Raw genomic sequence first — 16,618 nt, 5'->3', positions numbered from 1 at the left:
TTTATTAGATAATAACCGCTTTTTCTACAACTTCCACTAAACGGAAACGTTTTGTAGCTGACAGCGGGCGAGTTTCCATGATGCGTACGATATCTCCTACTTGAGCTTCGTTCATTTCATCATGCGCTTTAAATTTCTTTGAATATTTTACACGCTTACCGTATAACTTGTGCTTTTTGTAAGTTTCAACTTGAACTGTTACAGTCTTGTCCATTTTGTCTGAAACCACTCGGCCTGTATACACTTTGCGTTGGTTACGCTCAGTCATGCTTGAAAACCTCCTTTATCAGTTGTTTGCACTGATTTCTCTTTCGCGAATCACAGTTTTCATACGTGCAATCGCTTTGCGGACTTCACGAATGCGAGCTGTGTTTTCTAATTGACCAGTCGCCAATTGGAAGCGAAGGTTGAAAAGCTCTTCTTTCAGTGATTTTACTTTTTGTTCGATCTCAGCTGTAGTAAGTTCACGGATGTCATTAGCTTTCATTAGATTCACCACCAATTTCTTGACGTTTAACTACTTTACATTTAACAGGCAGCTTGTGAGAAGCAAGGCGAAGAGCTTCGCGTGCAACTTCCTCAGATACTCCTGCAATTTCAAACATGATTTTTCCTGGTTTTACGACAGCAACCCAGCCTTCAGGTGCCCCTTTACCAGAACCCATACGTACCTCAAGAGGCTTTTTCGTATATGGTTTGTGCGGGAAAATTTTAATCCAGACTTTACCGCCACGTTTCATGTAACGTGTCATTGCAATACGTGCAGACTCAATCTGACGGCTTGTGATCCAGCTAGCTTCAGTTGACTGAAGGCCGTATTCACCAAATGTTACTTCTGTACCGCCTTTTGCTTGTCCGCGCATTTTTCCACGGTGTTGACGACGGTATTTAACGCGTTTAGGCATTAACATATTAGTTGCCTCCTTCCTCAGAGTTCTTCTTAGTAGGAAGGACTTCTCCACGGTAGATCCATACTTTAACGCCTAACTTACCATAAGTAGTATCAGCTTCAGCGTGTGCGTAATCGATATCAGCACGAAGTGTATGAAGTGGAACAGTACCTTCGCTGTAATGTTCAGCACGTGCGATGTCAGCTCCACCTAGACGACCAGAAACTTGCGTTTTGATCCCTTGTGCGCCAGCACGCATTGTGCGTTGGATAGCTTGTTTTTGTGCACGACGGAAAGATACACGGCCTTCAAGTTGGCGTGCAATTCCTTCAGCGACTAATTTCGCATCTAGATCCGCGCGTTTGATTTCAACGATGTTGATGTGTACACGCTTGCCAGTAAGTTCGTTTAAAGATTTACGTACAGCTTCAACTTCTGTACCACCTTTACCGATTACCATACCTGGCTTCGCAGTGTGAATTGTAATGTTCACACGTTTTGCAGCACGCTCGATTTCTACTTTAGAAACAGACGCGTCTTTTAGACGTGTGTCGATGAATTTACGAATTTTCAAATCTTCGTGTAAGAGTGTAGCGTATTCTTTTTCAGCGAACCATTTAGATTCCCAATCACGAATAATACCTACGCGTAACCCTATTGGATTGACCTTTTGACCCACGAATTATCCCTCCTTCTTCTCAGATACCACTACAGTGATGTGGCTAGTACGTTTGTTGATCGCACTCGCACGACCTTGTGCACGTGGACGGAAACGTTTTAATGTTGGACCTTCATCAACGAAGACCTCAGATACTACTAAGCTATTAATGTCTAAATCATAGTTGTGCTCTGCGTTAGCGACTGCAGATTTTAAAACTTTCTCCACAACTAGTGATGCAGAACGTGGTGTGTGGTTCAAAATTGCAACAGCTTCGCCAACTTGCTTACCTCGGATCAAATCAACGACTAATCGTACTTTACGAGGAGCAATGCGCACTGTTCTAGCAACTGCTTTAGCTTGTGCCATGTGGTGTTACCTCCTCTCAATTAGCGTCTTGTTTTCTTATCGTCAGCACCGTGACCTTTATAAGCACGTGTTGGTGCGAACTCGCCTAATTTGTGTCCAACCATATCTTCAGTTACGTATACAGGCACGTGTTTACGACCATCGTAGACTGCAATCGTTTGACCGATGAATGATGGGAAAATTGTAGAGCGGCGAGACCAAGTTTTGATTACTGACTTTTTCTCACTGTCCTTCTGAGCGTCCACTTTTTTCATTAAGTGATCGTCTACAAAAGGTCCTTTTTTCAAGCTACGACCCATTTTGGAACCTCCCTTAGTGATTCCACTACGGCTCCTACGAACCGCAGTTTAACCACTTTATTTTTTACGACGACGAATGATCATTTTGTCGGATTTGTTTTTCTTCTTACGAGTCTTCGCTCCTAGAGTTGGTTTACCCCATGGAGACATTGGAGACTTACGTCCGATTGGTGTACGACCTTCACCACCACCGTGTGGGTGATCGTTCGGGTTCATTACAGATCCACGTACAGTTGGGCGTTTACCTAACCAGCGTGAACGACCTGCTTTACCGATGTTTACTAGTTCGTGTTGTTCGTTTCCTACTTCACCGATAGTTGCACGGCAAACACCTAGGATAAGACGAACTTCACCAGATTGAAGACGTACGATTACGTACTTCCCTTCACGACCTAAAACTTGTGCAGATGTACCAGCAGAACGTACTAGCTGTCCACCTTTACCAGGTTTCATTTCGATGTTGTGGATTGTAGAACCCATAGGGATGTTTTCAAGTGGTAACGCGTTACCTACTTTAATATCCGCTTCAGGACCAGATACGATTTCCATACCTACTACTAATCCTTTTGGTGCTAAGATGTAACGTTTTTCTCCATCAACATAGTTGATTAATGCGATATTCGCAGAGCGGTTTGGATCATACTCGATTGTAGCAACGCGGCCTGGAATGCCATCTTTGTTGCGTTTGAAATCGATGATACGGTATTGACGCTTGTGACCGCCACCGTGATGACGAACAGTAATTTTACCTTGGTTGTTACGGCCGCCTTTACGCTTCACAGGTGCAAGCAATGATTTCTCAGGCTTGTTTGTTGTGATTTCAGCATAATCAAGACTAGTCATGTTACGACGTCCGTTTGTGGTCGGTTTATACTTTCTAATCGCCATTTTTTTCCCTCCTTCTTGGTTTTAACTCTTCTATAAGATTAGATCTCGAATAATTCGATTTCTTTGCTGTCAGCAGTCAATGTAACGATTGCTTTACGACGTTTGTTTGTGAATCCGCCGAAACGGCCAACGCGTTTGAATTTCCCTTTGTAGTTCATGATGTTTACTTTCGCAACTTCAACACCAAAGATTTCTTCTACAGCGCTTTTCACGTTTGTTTTTGTTGCGCGAGTGTCCACTTCGAAAGTGTACTTCTTATCGCCCATTAGTTCAGAAGAACGCTCGGTAATGACCGGACGTTTAATAATATCACGTGCTTCCATTATCCAAGCACCTCCTCCACTTTTTCTACAGCTGCTTTCGTCATAACTAATTGATCATGTCCAACAAGATCAAGAACATTGATGCCAGAAGCAGGAAGTACTGTGATACCAGCTAAGTTACGAGCAGATAATGCTACGTTCTCATCTAGATCAGCAGTAACGAACAATGCTTTTTTAGCGATTGAAAGATCTTTCAATACTTTAGCAAAGTCTTTTGTTTTTGGTGCATCGAATGATAATGCATCCACGACTACAAAGCTTTCTTCACGTACTTTAGAAGATAACGCTGAAAGAAGAGCTAAGCGACGAACTTTTTTCGGTAATTTGTAGCTGTAGCTACGTGGTACTGGACCGAATACGATACCACCGCCACGCCATTGTGGAGAGCGGATAGACCCTTGACGAGCACGGCCAGTTCCTTTTTGACGCCATGGCTTACGTCCACCACCAGATACCTCAGAGCGACCTTTCACTTTGTGGTTACCTTGGCGTAGAGAAGCACGTTGCGCAATAATTGCTTCAAACAGTACTGATTCGTTTGGTTCGATACCGAATACTTTGTCGCTTAATTCGATTTCACCAACTTCAGCACCTGTTAAATTTACAACTTTAACTTTTGCCATTCCTGTTTCCTCCTTTCTTCAAAGATTATTTCGATTTAATAGCAGCTTTAACAACTACTAATGATTTACGAGAACCAGGAACATTACCTTTTACTAATAGAAGGTTACGCTCAGCATCAATCTTCACAACTTGTAAGTTTTGGATTGTTACTGTGTTTCCACCCATTTGACCAGGTAATTTCTTTTGTTTGAATACACGGTTCGGAGCAACTGGACCCATTGAACCCGGACGACGGTGGTAACGAGAACCGTGAGACATCGGGCCGCGAGATTGTCCGTGGCGTTTAATTACACCTTGGAAACCTTTACCTTTTGTTACACCTGTTACATCGATTACATCGCCTTCAGCGAAACTTTCTACATTGACTACTTGACCAACCTCGTAATCAGCAGTATTAAGTCCGCGGAACTCGCGGATGAAGCGCTTAGGAGCAGTGTCCGCTTTTGCTACGTGTCCTTTAGCTGGTTTGTTAGAAAGCTTTTCACGCTTATCTTCAAAACCTAACTGGATCGCTTCGTAGCCATCCGTGTCAACTGTCTTCTTTTGTAAAACTACGTTTGGAGTAGCTTGGATTACAGTTACAGGGATTAGATCACCGTTCTCAGCAAATACTTGCGTCATACCGATTTTTCTACCTAAGATTCCTTTGGTCATTCGTCACACCTCCTGTTAATTGTTTGTTTTTTTATTTTTCTACCATTAAAGTTTGATTTCGATATCAACGCCAGATGGTAAATCAAGCTTCATTAACGCATCAACAGTTTGTGGTGTTGGGTTAACGATATCGATCAGACGTTTATGCGTACGCATTTCGAATTGCTCACGAGAATCTTTGTACTTGTGAACCGCACGCAAGATTGTGTACGTCGACTTCTCAGTTGGAAGTGGGATCGGACCTGATACACTAGCACCTGAACGTTTCGCAGTTTCTACGATTTTCTCAGCAGATTGATCAAGAATTCTGTGATCATACGCTTTTAAACGGATACGAATTTTTTGTTTTGCCATTATTTTCCCTCCTTTTCGCCTATTTTCTAGACATTCTCCACGAAAATTTTCCAGCACACGCGCCATGGCAAAGCGGCCGGGTGTGTCGGTAACCTCTCGCTTCATCGCAGTCAAAGACCAACATTCAACATTATAACGAAAATAAAAAGAATCCGCAAGTGTTTTTGCGAATTCTTTTTTGTTTCTTTTAATTAGAGAACCATTGCCGCAATCCAGCCGAAAATTATGAGTGGAATGTTGTAATGAATGAACGTTGGCACTGTAGTATCCCAGATGTGATTGTGTTGGCCATCTGCATTTAAACCTGATGTCGGCCCCAGTGTTGAATCTGATGCTGGTGATCCTGCATCTCCAAGTGCTCCTGCTGTTCCAATTAAAGCGATGATTGCCATAGGACCAAATCCTACTTCCATAGCAAACGGGACGAACAGTGTCGTAATGATTGGAATCGTAGCAAATGATGACCCTATACCCAACGTAACAACAAGGCCCACTACAAGCATCAGAAGGGCGGCTAGAGCTTGGTTGTTGCCAATAGCACTAGTTGTTCCTTCTACTAATGTTTCCACGTCACCAGTGGCCGTCATGACGCTAGCAAAGCCATTCGCCGCAATCATAACGAATCCGATGAATGCCATCATCTGCATTCCTTCTATAAGGACACGATCTGACTCGGACCAGCGCACGGCACGAGTCGCGAATAATACAGCAATACCTGCAAGTGCTCCCACAATCATGCTCTCAGTGAGCAATTGTCCAGCTAACGCAGCTGCTAGTGCTAGAATCGTAAATAAAATCGTCATTGGCGTTACTTTCACACGCTCAACTTCTACGGCCACTGTCTCGTTATAGTCACGCGCTTTTCTATAGCTTATGAAAACTGCTACAATCAGACCCACAACAAGACCAGCTGTCGGAATCAACATCGCCGTAGGAATGTCCGAACGGTCGATTGTCATCCCAGCCGCCTCCATCTGCGTTGCGATGATATCGTGGAAGATAGCACCGAATCCGTAAGGCAATAGAATATATGGCGCCGTTAAACCGAACGTCAAAATCGAAGCAATCAATCGGCGATCGATTTTCATTTTATTAAATAGTGGCAACAACGGTGGAATGAGTAATGGAATAAATGCGATATGAATTGGAATGATGTTTTGTGACGCTATAGACATCAATAAGATAGCTGCGAGTAAGAACCATTTGATCGTTCCAAAGTTACCTGATTTGTTCTGGTTAGCTGAATCCACCAGTTTGTCCACTAACCAAAGTGGCAATCCCGTGCGTGAGATAGCTACCGCAAAGCCCCCGAGTAACGCGTAGCTGAGTGCAATGGTCGCGCCCCCGCCAAGACCCTCGGTAATAGCTGTTAATGTATCCGTTAGTGACAATCCGGCAATAAGACCACCTGAGAGCGCACCAACTAGTAATGCGATGACCACGTTGACTCGCAACAAGCTGAGCACAAGCATGATCAATACCGCGATAAGTACTGCATTCATGGAATTTCCTCTTTTCTAGATAGAAATGATTAATGCTTTAATCTGCTAAACAAGTAGAGTATTAAAGTAACAAATGCTATGATAGCACGGGTATTTAGACGTGTCAACAAGAGTGATTGCTATTGTAAGATGCTTTTGTGCGGTGAGGAAGTTCCATAATTCGATAGGTGATTGAACCGCTCGACACAATGACCAAACAGACCGATTTAAGTATCGAAATTCTTCTTCCAATGGCTGAGCTTAACGAATTTATTGTCGAATCTTTGCGCCTCCCAAAGAAAATGCCGCCGAAATCGGCGACACTTTCACTCACTCTCAAGCTTTTTAATTTCCTTCTTCAATCGTTTTAAATCTTCTCCCGTAAACGTTGGATATTTCGGATCTAACTTTTCCATTAACTGAATCATGATTTCTGTCACAAGACGTCTACTATGCCATTCATCATCTGCCGGCAACACATACCAAGGACAGTAGCTGGTGGACGTATGATTTAGCATTTCTTCAAAAATTTTATGATAGTCATCCCAGTGCTCTCTTTCTTCTACATCGGCAAATGAAAACTCCCAATGTTTCTCTGGATTTTTCATTCGTTCGAGCAATCTGTCTTTCTGCTCCTCTTTCGACATGTGAAAGAAGAACTTTACAATATGAATGCCGTTTTCATAGAGGTATTTTTCATAATCATTTATTTGACGGTATCGCATCTTCCATATAGAACGTTTGTCAGCATGTGAAGGAATGTCTCCTTCTTCTAATAGATCATGAATACGAGGAGCAATGACTTCTTCATAATGAGATCGATTCAGAATGCCAATCTGGCCCCTGCTAGGCAAACCTTCTTGGATTCGCCGCAAATAATCTTTTGATTTCTCGTCCTCCGACGGTTTCCCTAGAGTGGTAGTTTTGAGTCCTTGCGCACTTAAGTTGGAGAAGATGTAGCTAATAGCTTCATCCTTCCCTGCTGCATCCATAGCTTGCAAAACAACGAGAATACCATGTTTCTCTTCAGCGTGTAATCGGTGATGGAGGGATTTCATCTGTTTCACCAAATCTGGAATGACTGTATCTCTTATGTGTTCATTCTCTTTTTTCTTATCTTCGGTAGTGGGATAGTCTTTTAAACGAATGGATTTGGTGCTGGGGACTTTGTATGTGCTGATCCGCATCAGGGATAGCCTCCTCTATTAGTATAGGGAACTTTACCCTTGATGAGATTTGGACAAACCCTTGAATAATGGGAGGTCTTGCTTAGAAAGGGCTGGGGTAGCTGGGGGTGGTGTTGGGGCGAAAGGGTTCCATAAAGCGAGGAATGTAAGAGTGGAGCGAGTTAATGTCAAAGTAAGAGCAGTTAATGTCAGAGTAAGCGCAGTTAATGTCAGAGTCACCTAACTGAAGTGTTTCTGGGCGAACGCCTTCCGCATCTAAAGTAATCGAGTTGCGAACGCCAGAAATCCCCGCGAAAACCGGTCGCATCCATAGAGGCAAAAAGCGCCTCTACGGACCCGCCCGGTTTTCACAAGATTTCTAGAGCGGCGTTCTCCACATCTAAAAATAAAAAACCCTTCCCAGCGTCCCGGGAAGGGTTAAGATCAGCAAAAGCTGAAATTATTTAGTGATAGTAGCAACTACGCCAGCACCAACAGTACGTCCACCCTCACGGATAGAGAACTTAGTACCTTCTTCAAGCGCGATTGGAGCGATTAGAGAAACAGTCATTTCGATGTTGTCTCCAGGCATAACCATTTCAACGCCTTCTGGTAAGTTACATACGCCAGTTACGTCCGTTGTACGGAAGTAGAACTGTGGGCGGTAGTTAGAGAAGAATGGAGTGTGACGTCCACCCTCTTCTTTTGAAAGAACATAAACTTCAGCTTTGAACTCAGTGTGTGGAGTGATTGAGCCTGGTTTAGCTAATACTTGTCCACGTTGGATATCTTCACGAGAAACCCCACGAAGAAGTGCACCGATGTTGTCTCCAGCTTCTGCATAGTCAAGAAGTTTACGGAACATTTCTACACCAGTTACAGTAGTAGATTTTGGCTCTTCAACGATACCGATGATGTCTACAACGTCACCGACTTTAACTTGTCCACGCTCAACACGGCCAGTAGCAACTGTTCCACGACCAGTGATTGAGAATACGTCCTCAACTGGCATCATGAAAGGTTTGTCAGTTTGGCGCTCAGGTGTTGGGATGTAAGAATCTACAGCGTCCATAAGTTCGATGATTTTTTCTTCCCATTCTGCTTCGCCTTCTAGAGCTTTAAGAGCAGAACCTTTGATTACTGGAATGTCGTCGCCTGGGAAGTCGTATTCTGATAATAGATCACGAATTTCCATTTCAACTAATTCTAGTAACTCTTCGTCATCAACCATGTCACATTTGTTCATGAATACAACTAGGTAAGGAACACCTACTTGACGTGAAAGAAGAATGTGCTCACGAGTTTGTGGCATTGGGCCATCAGCAGCAGATACTACTAAGATACCGCCGTCCATTTGTGCAGCACCAGTGATCATGTTTTTAACATAGTCAGCGTGACCTGGGCAGTCAACGTGTGCATAGTGACGAGTAGCAGTTTCATACTCAACGTGAGAAGTGTTGATTGTGATTCCGCGCTCTTTTTCTTCAGGAGCGTTATCGATTTGGTCGTATGAACGAGCCTCACCGCCAAGACGCTTAGAAAGAACAGTAGCGATTGCAGCTGTTAAAGTTGTTTTACCGTGGTCAACGTGACCGATAGTACCGATGTTAGCATGTGTTTTGGAACGATCGAATTTTTCTTTAGCCATTAGAGTAAATCCTCCTCAGTAATTGTTTGTTTTATGATAAAAGCGAAAGGGGCAAGCCCCTCGCTTTCATACACTACAAGATAGTTATACTTGAAACGAAGGTGAATTTCAATTATTCACCTTTATTTTTTTTGATGATCTCTTCAGAGATTGACTTAGGAACTTCTTCGTAGTGATCGAACACCATTGAGAATGTTCCGCGTCCTTGCGTGTTAGAACGAAGAGCTGTTGCATATCCGAACATTTCAGCAAGTGGAACCATGGCACGAACAACTTGTGCGTTTCCGCGAGCTTCCATACCTTCAACGCGTCCACGACGTGACGTGATGTCACCCATGATGTCGCCTAGGTATTCTTCAGGAATTACAACTTCTACTTTCATAACAGGCTCTAGTAGAGCTGGGTTAACTTTAGATACTGCGTTTTTAAGTGCCATAGAAGCGGCAATTTTGAACGCCATCTCATTCGAGTCAACATCGTGGTATGAACCATCGAATAATTTTGCTTTCAAGTCAATGATTGGGTAACCCGCTAACATACCGTTGTCTAGAGAGTCACGAAGACCCGCTTCGATTGCTGGAATGTATTCACGTGGTACTACACCACCAACGATAGCGTTTTCGAATTCAAAGCCTTTACCTTCTTCGTTTGGAGAGAACTCGATCCAAACGTGACCGAATTGACCGCGACCACCAGATTGGCGGACGAATTTCCCTTCTACTTGAGCAGTAGAGCGGATTGTCTCACGGTAAGATACTTGTGGAGCACCTACGTTAGCTTCAACTTTGAATTCACGACGCATACGGTCAACTAGGATATCAAGGTGAAGCTCACCCATACCAGAGATGATCGTTTGACCAGTTTCTTGGTCCGTGTGAGCACGGAACGTCGGATCCTCGTCTTGAAGTTTTTGTAGAGCTTGACCCATTTTATCTTGGTCAGCTTTTGATTTTGGTTCTACAGATAATGAGATAACTGGCTCTGGGAACTCCATTGATTCAAGAATGACTAAGTGCTTCTCGTCACAAAGTGTGTCACCAGTAGTTGTGTCTTTAAGACCAACAGCCGCTGCGATATCCCCTGCATATACTTTAGAAATTTCTTCACGTGAGTTCGCGTGCATTTGTAGGATACGACCTACGCGCTCACGCTTCCCTTTTGTTGAGTTCTGAACATAAGATCCAGAATCCAATGTACCTGAGTACACACGGAAGAATGTTAATTTACCAACGTAAGGATCTGTCATAACTTTGAAGGCAAGTGCAGAGAACGGAGCTTCATCAGATGGCTCACGTACTAGCTCTTCATCAGAGTCTGGGTCGATACCTTTCATTGGAGCTACATCAAGTGGAGAAGGTAAGTATGCGATAACCGCATCTAGCATCTTCTGAACACCTTTGTTTTTGAACGCAGTACCACAAACAACTGGGTAGAACTCAACGTTTACAGTACCTTTACGGATACCTTCAACTAGTTCTTCGTTTGTGATTTCTTCGCCACCAAGGTATTTTTCCATAAGTTCTTCGTCAAGTTCAGCAACCGCTTCAACTAACTTTTCACGGTATTCTTCAGCTTGAGCTTTGTACTCTTCTGGAATTTCTACTTCTTGGATGTCAGTACCAAGGTCGTTTCCGTACATCGTAGCAGTCATTGTCACTAAGTCAATGATTCCTGTGAAGTCGTCTTCTGCACCGATTGGTAATTGGATCGGATGAGCGTTAGCTTCTAAACGATCGTGTAATGTTTTAACAGAGTACAAGAAGTCTGCACCTGTTTTATCCATTTTGTTGATGAAAACGATACGTGGTACGCCGTAAGTTGTAGCTTGACGCCATACTGTTTCCGTTTGTGGTTCTACACCTGATTGTGCATCAAGTACAGTTACCGCACCATCAAGTACACGTAGTGAACGTTCAACTTCAACCGTGAAGTCTACGTGTCCTGGTGTATCGATGATGTTTACGCGGTGCTCTTTCCATGCAGCTGTTGTAGCAGCTGAAGTGATTGTGATTCCGCGTTCTTGCTCTTGCTCCATCCAGTCCATCTGTGAAGCACCTTCGTGCGTTTCACCAATTTTGTGGATACGGCCAGTGTAATAAAGGATACGCTCAGTCGTTGTTGTTTTACCAGCATCGATGTGGGCCATGATTCCGATATTACGAGTTTTCTGTAATGAAAATTCGCGAGCCATTTATTTTGTCTCCTTCCACTTCGGATTAGAGTGTATAAATTCGAGTAAATCCTACCAGCGATAGTGAGCGAATGCTTTGTTCGCTTCCGCCATTTTGTGCATATCTTCGCGCTTCTTAACTGAAGCACCAGTGTTGTTAGATGCATCTAGGATTTCATTCGCTAAACGCTCTTCCATTGTTTTCTCTCCACGTAGGCGAGAGTAGTTTACAAGGTAACGAAGACCAAGAGTAGAACGACGGTCTGGGCGAACCTCAACCGGTACTTGGTAGTTTGCTCCACCAACACGGCGTGCGCGTACTTCTAGTACTGGCATTACGTTGTTTAGTGCAGCTTCGAATACTTCTAGTGGATCTTTACCAGAACGCTCTTTTACTAATTCGAACGCTCCATAAAGGATCTTTTGAGAAGTACCTCTTTTACCATCAATCATCATTTTGTTAATTAAGCGTGTTACTAGCTTTGAATTGTAAATTGGATCTGGTAACACGTCACGTTTGGAAACAGGACCTTTACGAGGCATGTGTTTTCCTCCTTTCAAAGATTGGTACGATTTGAATTAAATTATTTCTTTTCTTTTGGACGCTTAGTACCGTAAAGTGAACGGCTTTGCATACGACCATTAACACCAGCAGTATCAAGTGCACCACGAACGATGTGGTAGCGTACCCCTGGTAAATCTTTTACTCGTCCGCCACGGATAAGTACAACACTGTGCTCTTGAAGGTTGTGACCTTCACCTGGAATGTAAGCAGTTACTTCCAGTGTGTTTGTTAAACGCACACGAGCATATTTACGAAGAGCCGAGTTCGGTTTCTTCGGTGTCATTGTTCCAACACGCGTACAAACTCCACGCTTTTGAGGCGAGTTCAAGTTTGTCGTTGATTTTTTAAAGCTGTTGTAGCCTTTTCCTAGTGCTGGTGATTTTGACTTAGTGACGTTGGATTTACGAGGCTTACGGACCAATTGGTTAATTGTAGGCATCGATTTGTCCTCCCTTCATTTCTAGTTAATTTAAGACCACACATCCAGGTGGTTCATTTTTAGGTAAAAAACAAAGGCTTTGTGAATTTCACAAAAACCGTTAGTCAGCAATTGCTACGACAGAAGCGTGAACCCGAAGGCCAGCCACTTTACCAAGCTGTTGTTTTGATGGAACTGGAGTTACTGGAATATTGAACTGTTGTGCAACTTCTAGAACCGGTGCAATCACATGGTGATCGGCATCCATCGCGACAATAATTTCGGACAAGTGTCCTTTTCGCGCAGCTTTTACTGCTTGCTTTGTACCGATGATCGTTTTCTGCGCTTGCTTCACTTTTTCATAAGACATTTGCATATCCTCCAAAGCGGTCAAGTCATGGAACTATCAACCTTAAACATATTATCATCTCTACAGATTCATGTCAACACGAATCCATAAAAATATCACGGACTCTCTCCTCTCGGAAGGAGCCCGCGATTCATCGACTAGTGCTTATTCAGCACTGATCGTTTCTAAATCTTCTTCAAGCTCGTCTTTTGCTAAGCGCAATTGACGGTAACGTTGCATACCAGTACCTGCTGGGACAAGCTTCCCGATAATAACGTTCTCTTTAAGACCAAGCAACTCATCACGTTTTCCTTTGATCGCAGCATCAGTAAGGACACGAGTTGTCTCCTGGAACGATGCAGCAGATAAGAAGGATTCCGTTTCAAGAGATGCTTTTGTGATCCCTAGGATAACTGGACGGCAAGTAGCCGGAAGTTTTCCTTCAAGAACTGCATCACGGTTTGCTTCAGCGAATTGGTGAACATCCAGAAGGGATCCTGGAAGAAGTTCCGTTTCGCCTGCCTCGATGACACGCACTTTACGAAGCATCTGGCGAACCATAACCTCGATGTGTTTGTCTCCGATTTCTACCCCTTGCATACGGTATACTTTCTGAACTTCTTTCAGCAAGTACAGTTGAACTGTGTTGACGTCTTTGACACGAAGAAGCTCTTTCGGATCGATTGAACCTTCTGTCATAACTTGTCCACGTTCTACTGTATCCCCTTCAGCAACTTTCAGACGGGCATTGTATGGTGCCAAGTATTTACGTGTTTCCACGTCACCTTGGACTGTAATTTCTTTTTGGCCTTCACGAATCTCATCGACCTTCGCAATCGTACCGTTGACTTCTGAGATGACCGCTTGTCCTTTTGGATTACGGGCTTCAAAGATTTCTTGGATACGTGGAAGACCTTGAGTGATATCGTCTCCGGCAACCCCACCTGTGTGGAATGTACGCATTGTTAACTGTGTACCTGGCTCTCCGATAGACTGGGCAGCAATGATACCGACTGCTTCTCCCACTTCTACTGTGTCGCCTGTTGCAAGGTTTAGACCGTAACACTTCTTACATACACCATGTTTTGTATTACAAGTGAATGCAGAACGGATTGTTAATTTATCAAGTCCAGCGTCTAGAATTTCACGAGCAATATCTGTTGTAATTAAGCCGTCTTTTTCTAGGATCACAGCACCAGTTTCTGGATGGTAAACTGTTTTCTTCGTGTGACGACCAACGATACGTTCGCTGAAGTCCTCAATGACCTCTGAACCTTCCATAAGTGAACCAATTTCAAGACCGCGGTCTGTACCACAATCGTCTTCGCGAACGATGACATCTTGTGCTACGTCAACAAGTCGACGAGTCAGGTAACCAGAGTCAGCTGTTTTCAGGGCTGTATCGGCAAGACCTTTACGAGCACCGTGAGTTGAGATGAAGTATTCAAGTACTGTCAGACCTTCACGGAATGAAGATTTGATCGGTAACTCGATGATACGACCAGCCGGGTTGGCCATTAGACCACGCATCCCTGCAAGCTGCGTGAAGTTAGACGCGTTACCACGTGCTCCAGAGTCTTGCATCATGAAGATTGGGTTCAATTTGTCTAGAGATTGCATCAGTTTTTCTTGGATGACTTCTTTTGCTTTACTCCACTGGCTGATGACACTTGCATAACGCTCGTCCTCCGTGATAAGACCACGACGGAACTGCTTCGTTACTTTGTCCACTTTGCCTTGTGCTTCCTCTAGGATTTCTCCTTTGTCCGGAAGTACCACGATATCGGAGATACCGATTGTGATACCTGCACGTGTTGAGTGTTTGAATCCAAGAGCTTTCATGCGATCCAACATTTTAGATGTTTCTGTAATGTGGAACTGCTTGAATACTTCTGCGATGATGTTTCCAAGAATTTTCTTCTTGAATGGAGAGACTAGTTCAACGCCCTCAAAATGTTTTTTCACATCTGTGTTTGTTGGAACGAAGTATTTCTCCGGTGTTTCTACTTGTAGGTTGAAATCAGTTGGTTCGTTGATATACGGGAATTCCTTAGGAAGGATTTCGTTGAAGATCACTTTACCAACTGTCGTTAATAACAACATTTTGTTTTGCTCTTCCGTGAACGTTTGATTGTTCAAAGAAGAAGCTGCGATTGCGATACGAGAGTGCAAATGCACGTGTCCGTTCGTGTACGCAAGTAAGACTTCATCTGGACCGTAGAAGATAGAACCTTCACCTGTTGCACCTTCACGCTCAAGAGTTAAGTAGTAGTTTCCTAATACCATATCCTGAGATGGTGTAACAACTGGTTTTCCATCTTTCGGGTTCAAGATGTTCTGTGCAGCAAGCATTAGAAGACGCGCTTCTGCTTGTGCTTCTGCAGATAATGGAACGTGAACCGCCATTTGGTCACCATCGAAGTCGGCGTTATACGCTGTACATACGAGTGGGTGTAGACGGATGGCACGGCCTTCAACAAGTGTCGGCTCGAATGCCTGGATTCCTAAACGGTGAAGCGTTGGTGCACGGTTTAGAAGAACTGGATGCTCACGAATAACGTCTTCTAAGACATCCCATACTTCAGAGTGCAAACGTTCAATTTTACGTTTAGCAGATTTGATATTGTGAGCCAGACCGCGCTCTACCAATTCCTTCATTACGAACGGCTTAAATAGCTCGATCGCCATCTCTTTTGGTAGACCACACTGGTACATTTTCAAGTTAGGACCTACAACGATAACCGAACGACCTGAATAGTCAACACGTTTACCAAGTAAGTTTTGACGGAAACGTCCTTGCTTCCCTTTTAGCATGTGAGACAACGATTTCAATGGACGGTTACCTGGTCCAGTAACTGGACGGCCACGACGACCATTGTCAATTAGTGCATCTACAGCTTCTTGAAGCATACGCTTTTCGTTTTGAACGATGATGCTTGGAGCACCAAGGTCTAAAAGGCGTTTTAGACGGTTGTTCCGGTTGATGACACGGCGGTACAAGTCATTCAAGTCAGACGTCGCAAAACGTCCACCGTCTAGCTGTACCATCGGACGTAATTCCGGTGGGATTACAGGAAGAACATCAAGGATCATCCAGTCTGGCTTGTTGCCAGAGTTACGGAATGATTCCACTACTTCAAGGCGTTTGATTGCACGTGTACGACGCTGACCTTGTGCAGTTTTCAATTCTTCTTTTAGTGTATCGGTTTCTTTTTCCAAGTCGATTTCTTCAAGAAGGCGTTTGATCGCCTCTGCACCCATCGCTGCTTGGAATTTTGTACCGAACTTATCGCGGTATGCACGGTATTCTTTCTCAGAAAGAAGTTGTTTCTTTTCAAGAGGTGTATCCGCAGGGTCGACTACCACGTAAGAAGCGAAGTAAATGACTTCTTCTAATGAACGTGGAGACATATCTAAGATCAAGCCCATACGGCTTGGAATACCTTTGAAGTACCAAATATGAGAAACAGGAGCAGCAAGCTCGATGTGACCCATGCGCTCACGACGTACTTTTGCACGTGTGACTTCAACGCCACAGCGGTCACAGACGACGCCTTTATAACGGACGCGTTTGTATTTTCCACAGTGACACTCCCAGTCCTTTGTAGGACCGAAGATACGTTCACAGAATAACCCGTCTTTCTCAGGTTTTAGTGTACGGTAGTTGATTGTTTCTGGTTTTTTAACTTCTCCATAAGACCATGAACGAATCTTGTCTGGTGAAGCTAATCCAATTTTCATATATTCGAAGTTATTAACGTC

19 protein-coding genes are annotated in these 16,618 nt (G+C 43.7%); all 19 read right to left on the bottom strand.

All coding sequences use genetic code 11. The features are described from left to right. Positions 1-4: 4 nt before the first annotated feature. The 19 genes from rpsQ to rpoC all read right to left on the bottom strand — a co-directional run bounded on the left by rpsQ (position 5) and on the right by rpoC (position 16,597). Complete coding sequence (rpsQ, locus tag CQS04_RS10800; protein ID WP_094942203.1) at positions 5-268, bottom strand: 30S ribosomal protein S17; 264 nt, start codon at positions 266-268, stop codon at positions 5-7. A gap of 18 nt (positions 269-286) precedes the next feature. Next, positions 287-487 carry a 50S ribosomal protein L29 gene (rpmC, locus tag CQS04_RS10795; protein ID WP_053591325.1) on the bottom strand — a complete coding sequence of 67 codons (201 nt, stop codon included), beginning with the start codon at positions 485-487 and terminating at the stop codon, positions 287-289. Then, positions 477-911, bottom strand: a complete 435-nt coding sequence (rplP, locus tag CQS04_RS10790) for a 50S ribosomal protein L16 (protein WP_100354145.1) — start codon at positions 909-911, stop codon at positions 477-479. Before rplP ends, rpmC begins: the two co-directional genes overlap by 11 nt. Before the next feature lies 1 nt (position 912). Beyond that, the gene (rpsC, locus tag CQS04_RS10785) at positions 913-1,569 is read right to left on the bottom strand and encodes a 30S ribosomal protein S3 (protein ID WP_100354144.1); all 657 of its coding nucleotides are present in this window, start codon (positions 1,567-1,569) and stop codon (positions 913-915) included. Between the two features lie 3 nt (positions 1,570-1,572). After that, positions 1,573-1,917 (bottom strand): 50S ribosomal protein L22, encoded by a 345-nt coding sequence (rplV, locus tag CQS04_RS10780; protein WP_100354143.1) that lies wholly within the window; start codon positions 1,915-1,917, stop codon positions 1,573-1,575. 20 nt (positions 1,918-1,937) lie between these two features. Then, entirely contained in the window at positions 1,938-2,216 is a 279-nt protein-coding gene (gene rpsS / locus CQS04_RS10775; protein WP_094942207.1) for a 30S ribosomal protein S19, read from the bottom strand. Between the two features lie 57 nt (positions 2,217-2,273). Beyond that, positions 2,274-3,104 (bottom strand): 50S ribosomal protein L2, encoded by an 831-nt coding sequence (rplB, locus tag CQS04_RS10770; RefSeq protein ID WP_094942208.1) that lies wholly within the window; start codon positions 3,102-3,104, stop codon positions 2,274-2,276. Positions 3,105-3,142: 38 nt separating this feature from the next. Further along, positions 3,143-3,427 (bottom strand): 50S ribosomal protein L23, encoded by a 285-nt coding sequence (gene rplW, locus CQS04_RS10765; protein WP_094942209.1) that lies wholly within the window; start codon positions 3,425-3,427, stop codon positions 3,143-3,145. Continuing rightward, complete coding sequence (gene rplD / locus CQS04_RS10760; protein ID WP_100354142.1) at positions 3,427-4,050, bottom strand: 50S ribosomal protein L4; 624 nt, start codon at positions 4,048-4,050, stop codon at positions 3,427-3,429. Before rplD ends, rplW begins: the two co-directional genes overlap by 1 nt. Before the next feature lie 25 nt (positions 4,051-4,075). Next, on the bottom strand, positions 4,076-4,705 hold the full coding sequence (rplC, locus tag CQS04_RS10755) for a 50S ribosomal protein L3 (protein ID WP_100354141.1): 630 nt from the start codon (positions 4,703-4,705) through the stop codon (positions 4,076-4,078). 45 nt (positions 4,706-4,750) lie between these two features. Beyond that, positions 4,751-5,059: a 30S ribosomal protein S10 gene (rpsJ, locus tag CQS04_RS10750; protein ID WP_093274779.1), complete on the bottom strand. Its 309-nt coding sequence runs from the start codon at positions 5,057-5,059 to the stop codon at positions 4,751-4,753. 191 nt (positions 5,060-5,250) lie between these two features. Continuing rightward, positions 5,251-6,561: a Na+/H+ antiporter family protein gene (locus tag CQS04_RS10745; RefSeq protein ID WP_100354140.1), complete on the bottom strand. Its 1,311-nt coding sequence runs from the start codon at positions 6,559-6,561 to the stop codon at positions 5,251-5,253. A gap of 305 nt (positions 6,562-6,866) precedes the next feature. Further along, positions 6,867-7,727, bottom strand: coding sequence for a PPK2 family polyphosphate kinase (locus CQS04_RS10740; RefSeq protein WP_100354139.1), 861 nt, complete (start codon positions 7,725-7,727; stop codon positions 6,867-6,869). A 439-nt stretch (positions 7,728-8,166) separates the two neighbouring features. Then, positions 8,167-9,354 carry an elongation factor Tu gene (gene tuf / locus CQS04_RS10735; protein WP_100354138.1) on the bottom strand — a complete coding sequence of 396 codons (1,188 nt, stop codon included), beginning with the start codon at positions 9,352-9,354 and terminating at the stop codon, positions 8,167-8,169. Between the two features lie 112 nt (positions 9,355-9,466). Beyond that, positions 9,467-11,545, bottom strand: a complete 2,079-nt coding sequence (gene fusA, locus CQS04_RS10730; RefSeq protein WP_100354137.1) for an elongation factor G — start codon at positions 11,543-11,545, stop codon at positions 9,467-9,469. 51 nt (positions 11,546-11,596) lie between these two features. Then, entirely contained in the window at positions 11,597-12,067 is a 471-nt protein-coding gene (rpsG, locus tag CQS04_RS10725; RefSeq protein WP_094942216.1) for a 30S ribosomal protein S7, read from the bottom strand. A 41-nt stretch (positions 12,068-12,108) separates the two neighbouring features. Beyond that, positions 12,109-12,528 (bottom strand): 30S ribosomal protein S12, encoded by a 420-nt coding sequence (gene rpsL, locus CQS04_RS10720; protein ID WP_094942217.1) that lies wholly within the window; start codon positions 12,526-12,528, stop codon positions 12,109-12,111. 100 nt (positions 12,529-12,628) lie between these two features. Further along, positions 12,629-12,877, bottom strand: a complete 249-nt coding sequence (locus CQS04_RS10715) for a ribosomal L7Ae/L30e/S12e/Gadd45 family protein (RefSeq protein WP_100354136.1) — start codon at positions 12,875-12,877, stop codon at positions 12,629-12,631. Positions 12,878-13,021: 144 nt separating this feature from the next. Beyond that, positions 13,022-16,597: a DNA-directed RNA polymerase subunit beta' gene (rpoC, locus tag CQS04_RS10710; RefSeq protein ID WP_425430243.1), complete on the bottom strand. Its 3,576-nt coding sequence runs from the start codon at positions 16,595-16,597 to the stop codon at positions 13,022-13,024. Between the last annotated feature and the right edge of the window lie 21 nt (positions 16,598-16,618).

The organism is Chryseomicrobium excrementi, assembly GCF_002798305.1.
Taxonomy (GTDB): domain Bacteria; phylum Bacillota; class Bacilli; order Bacillales_A; family Planococcaceae; genus Chryseomicrobium; species Chryseomicrobium excrementi.
This window is presented reverse-complemented; position numbering and strand designations above follow the sequence as displayed.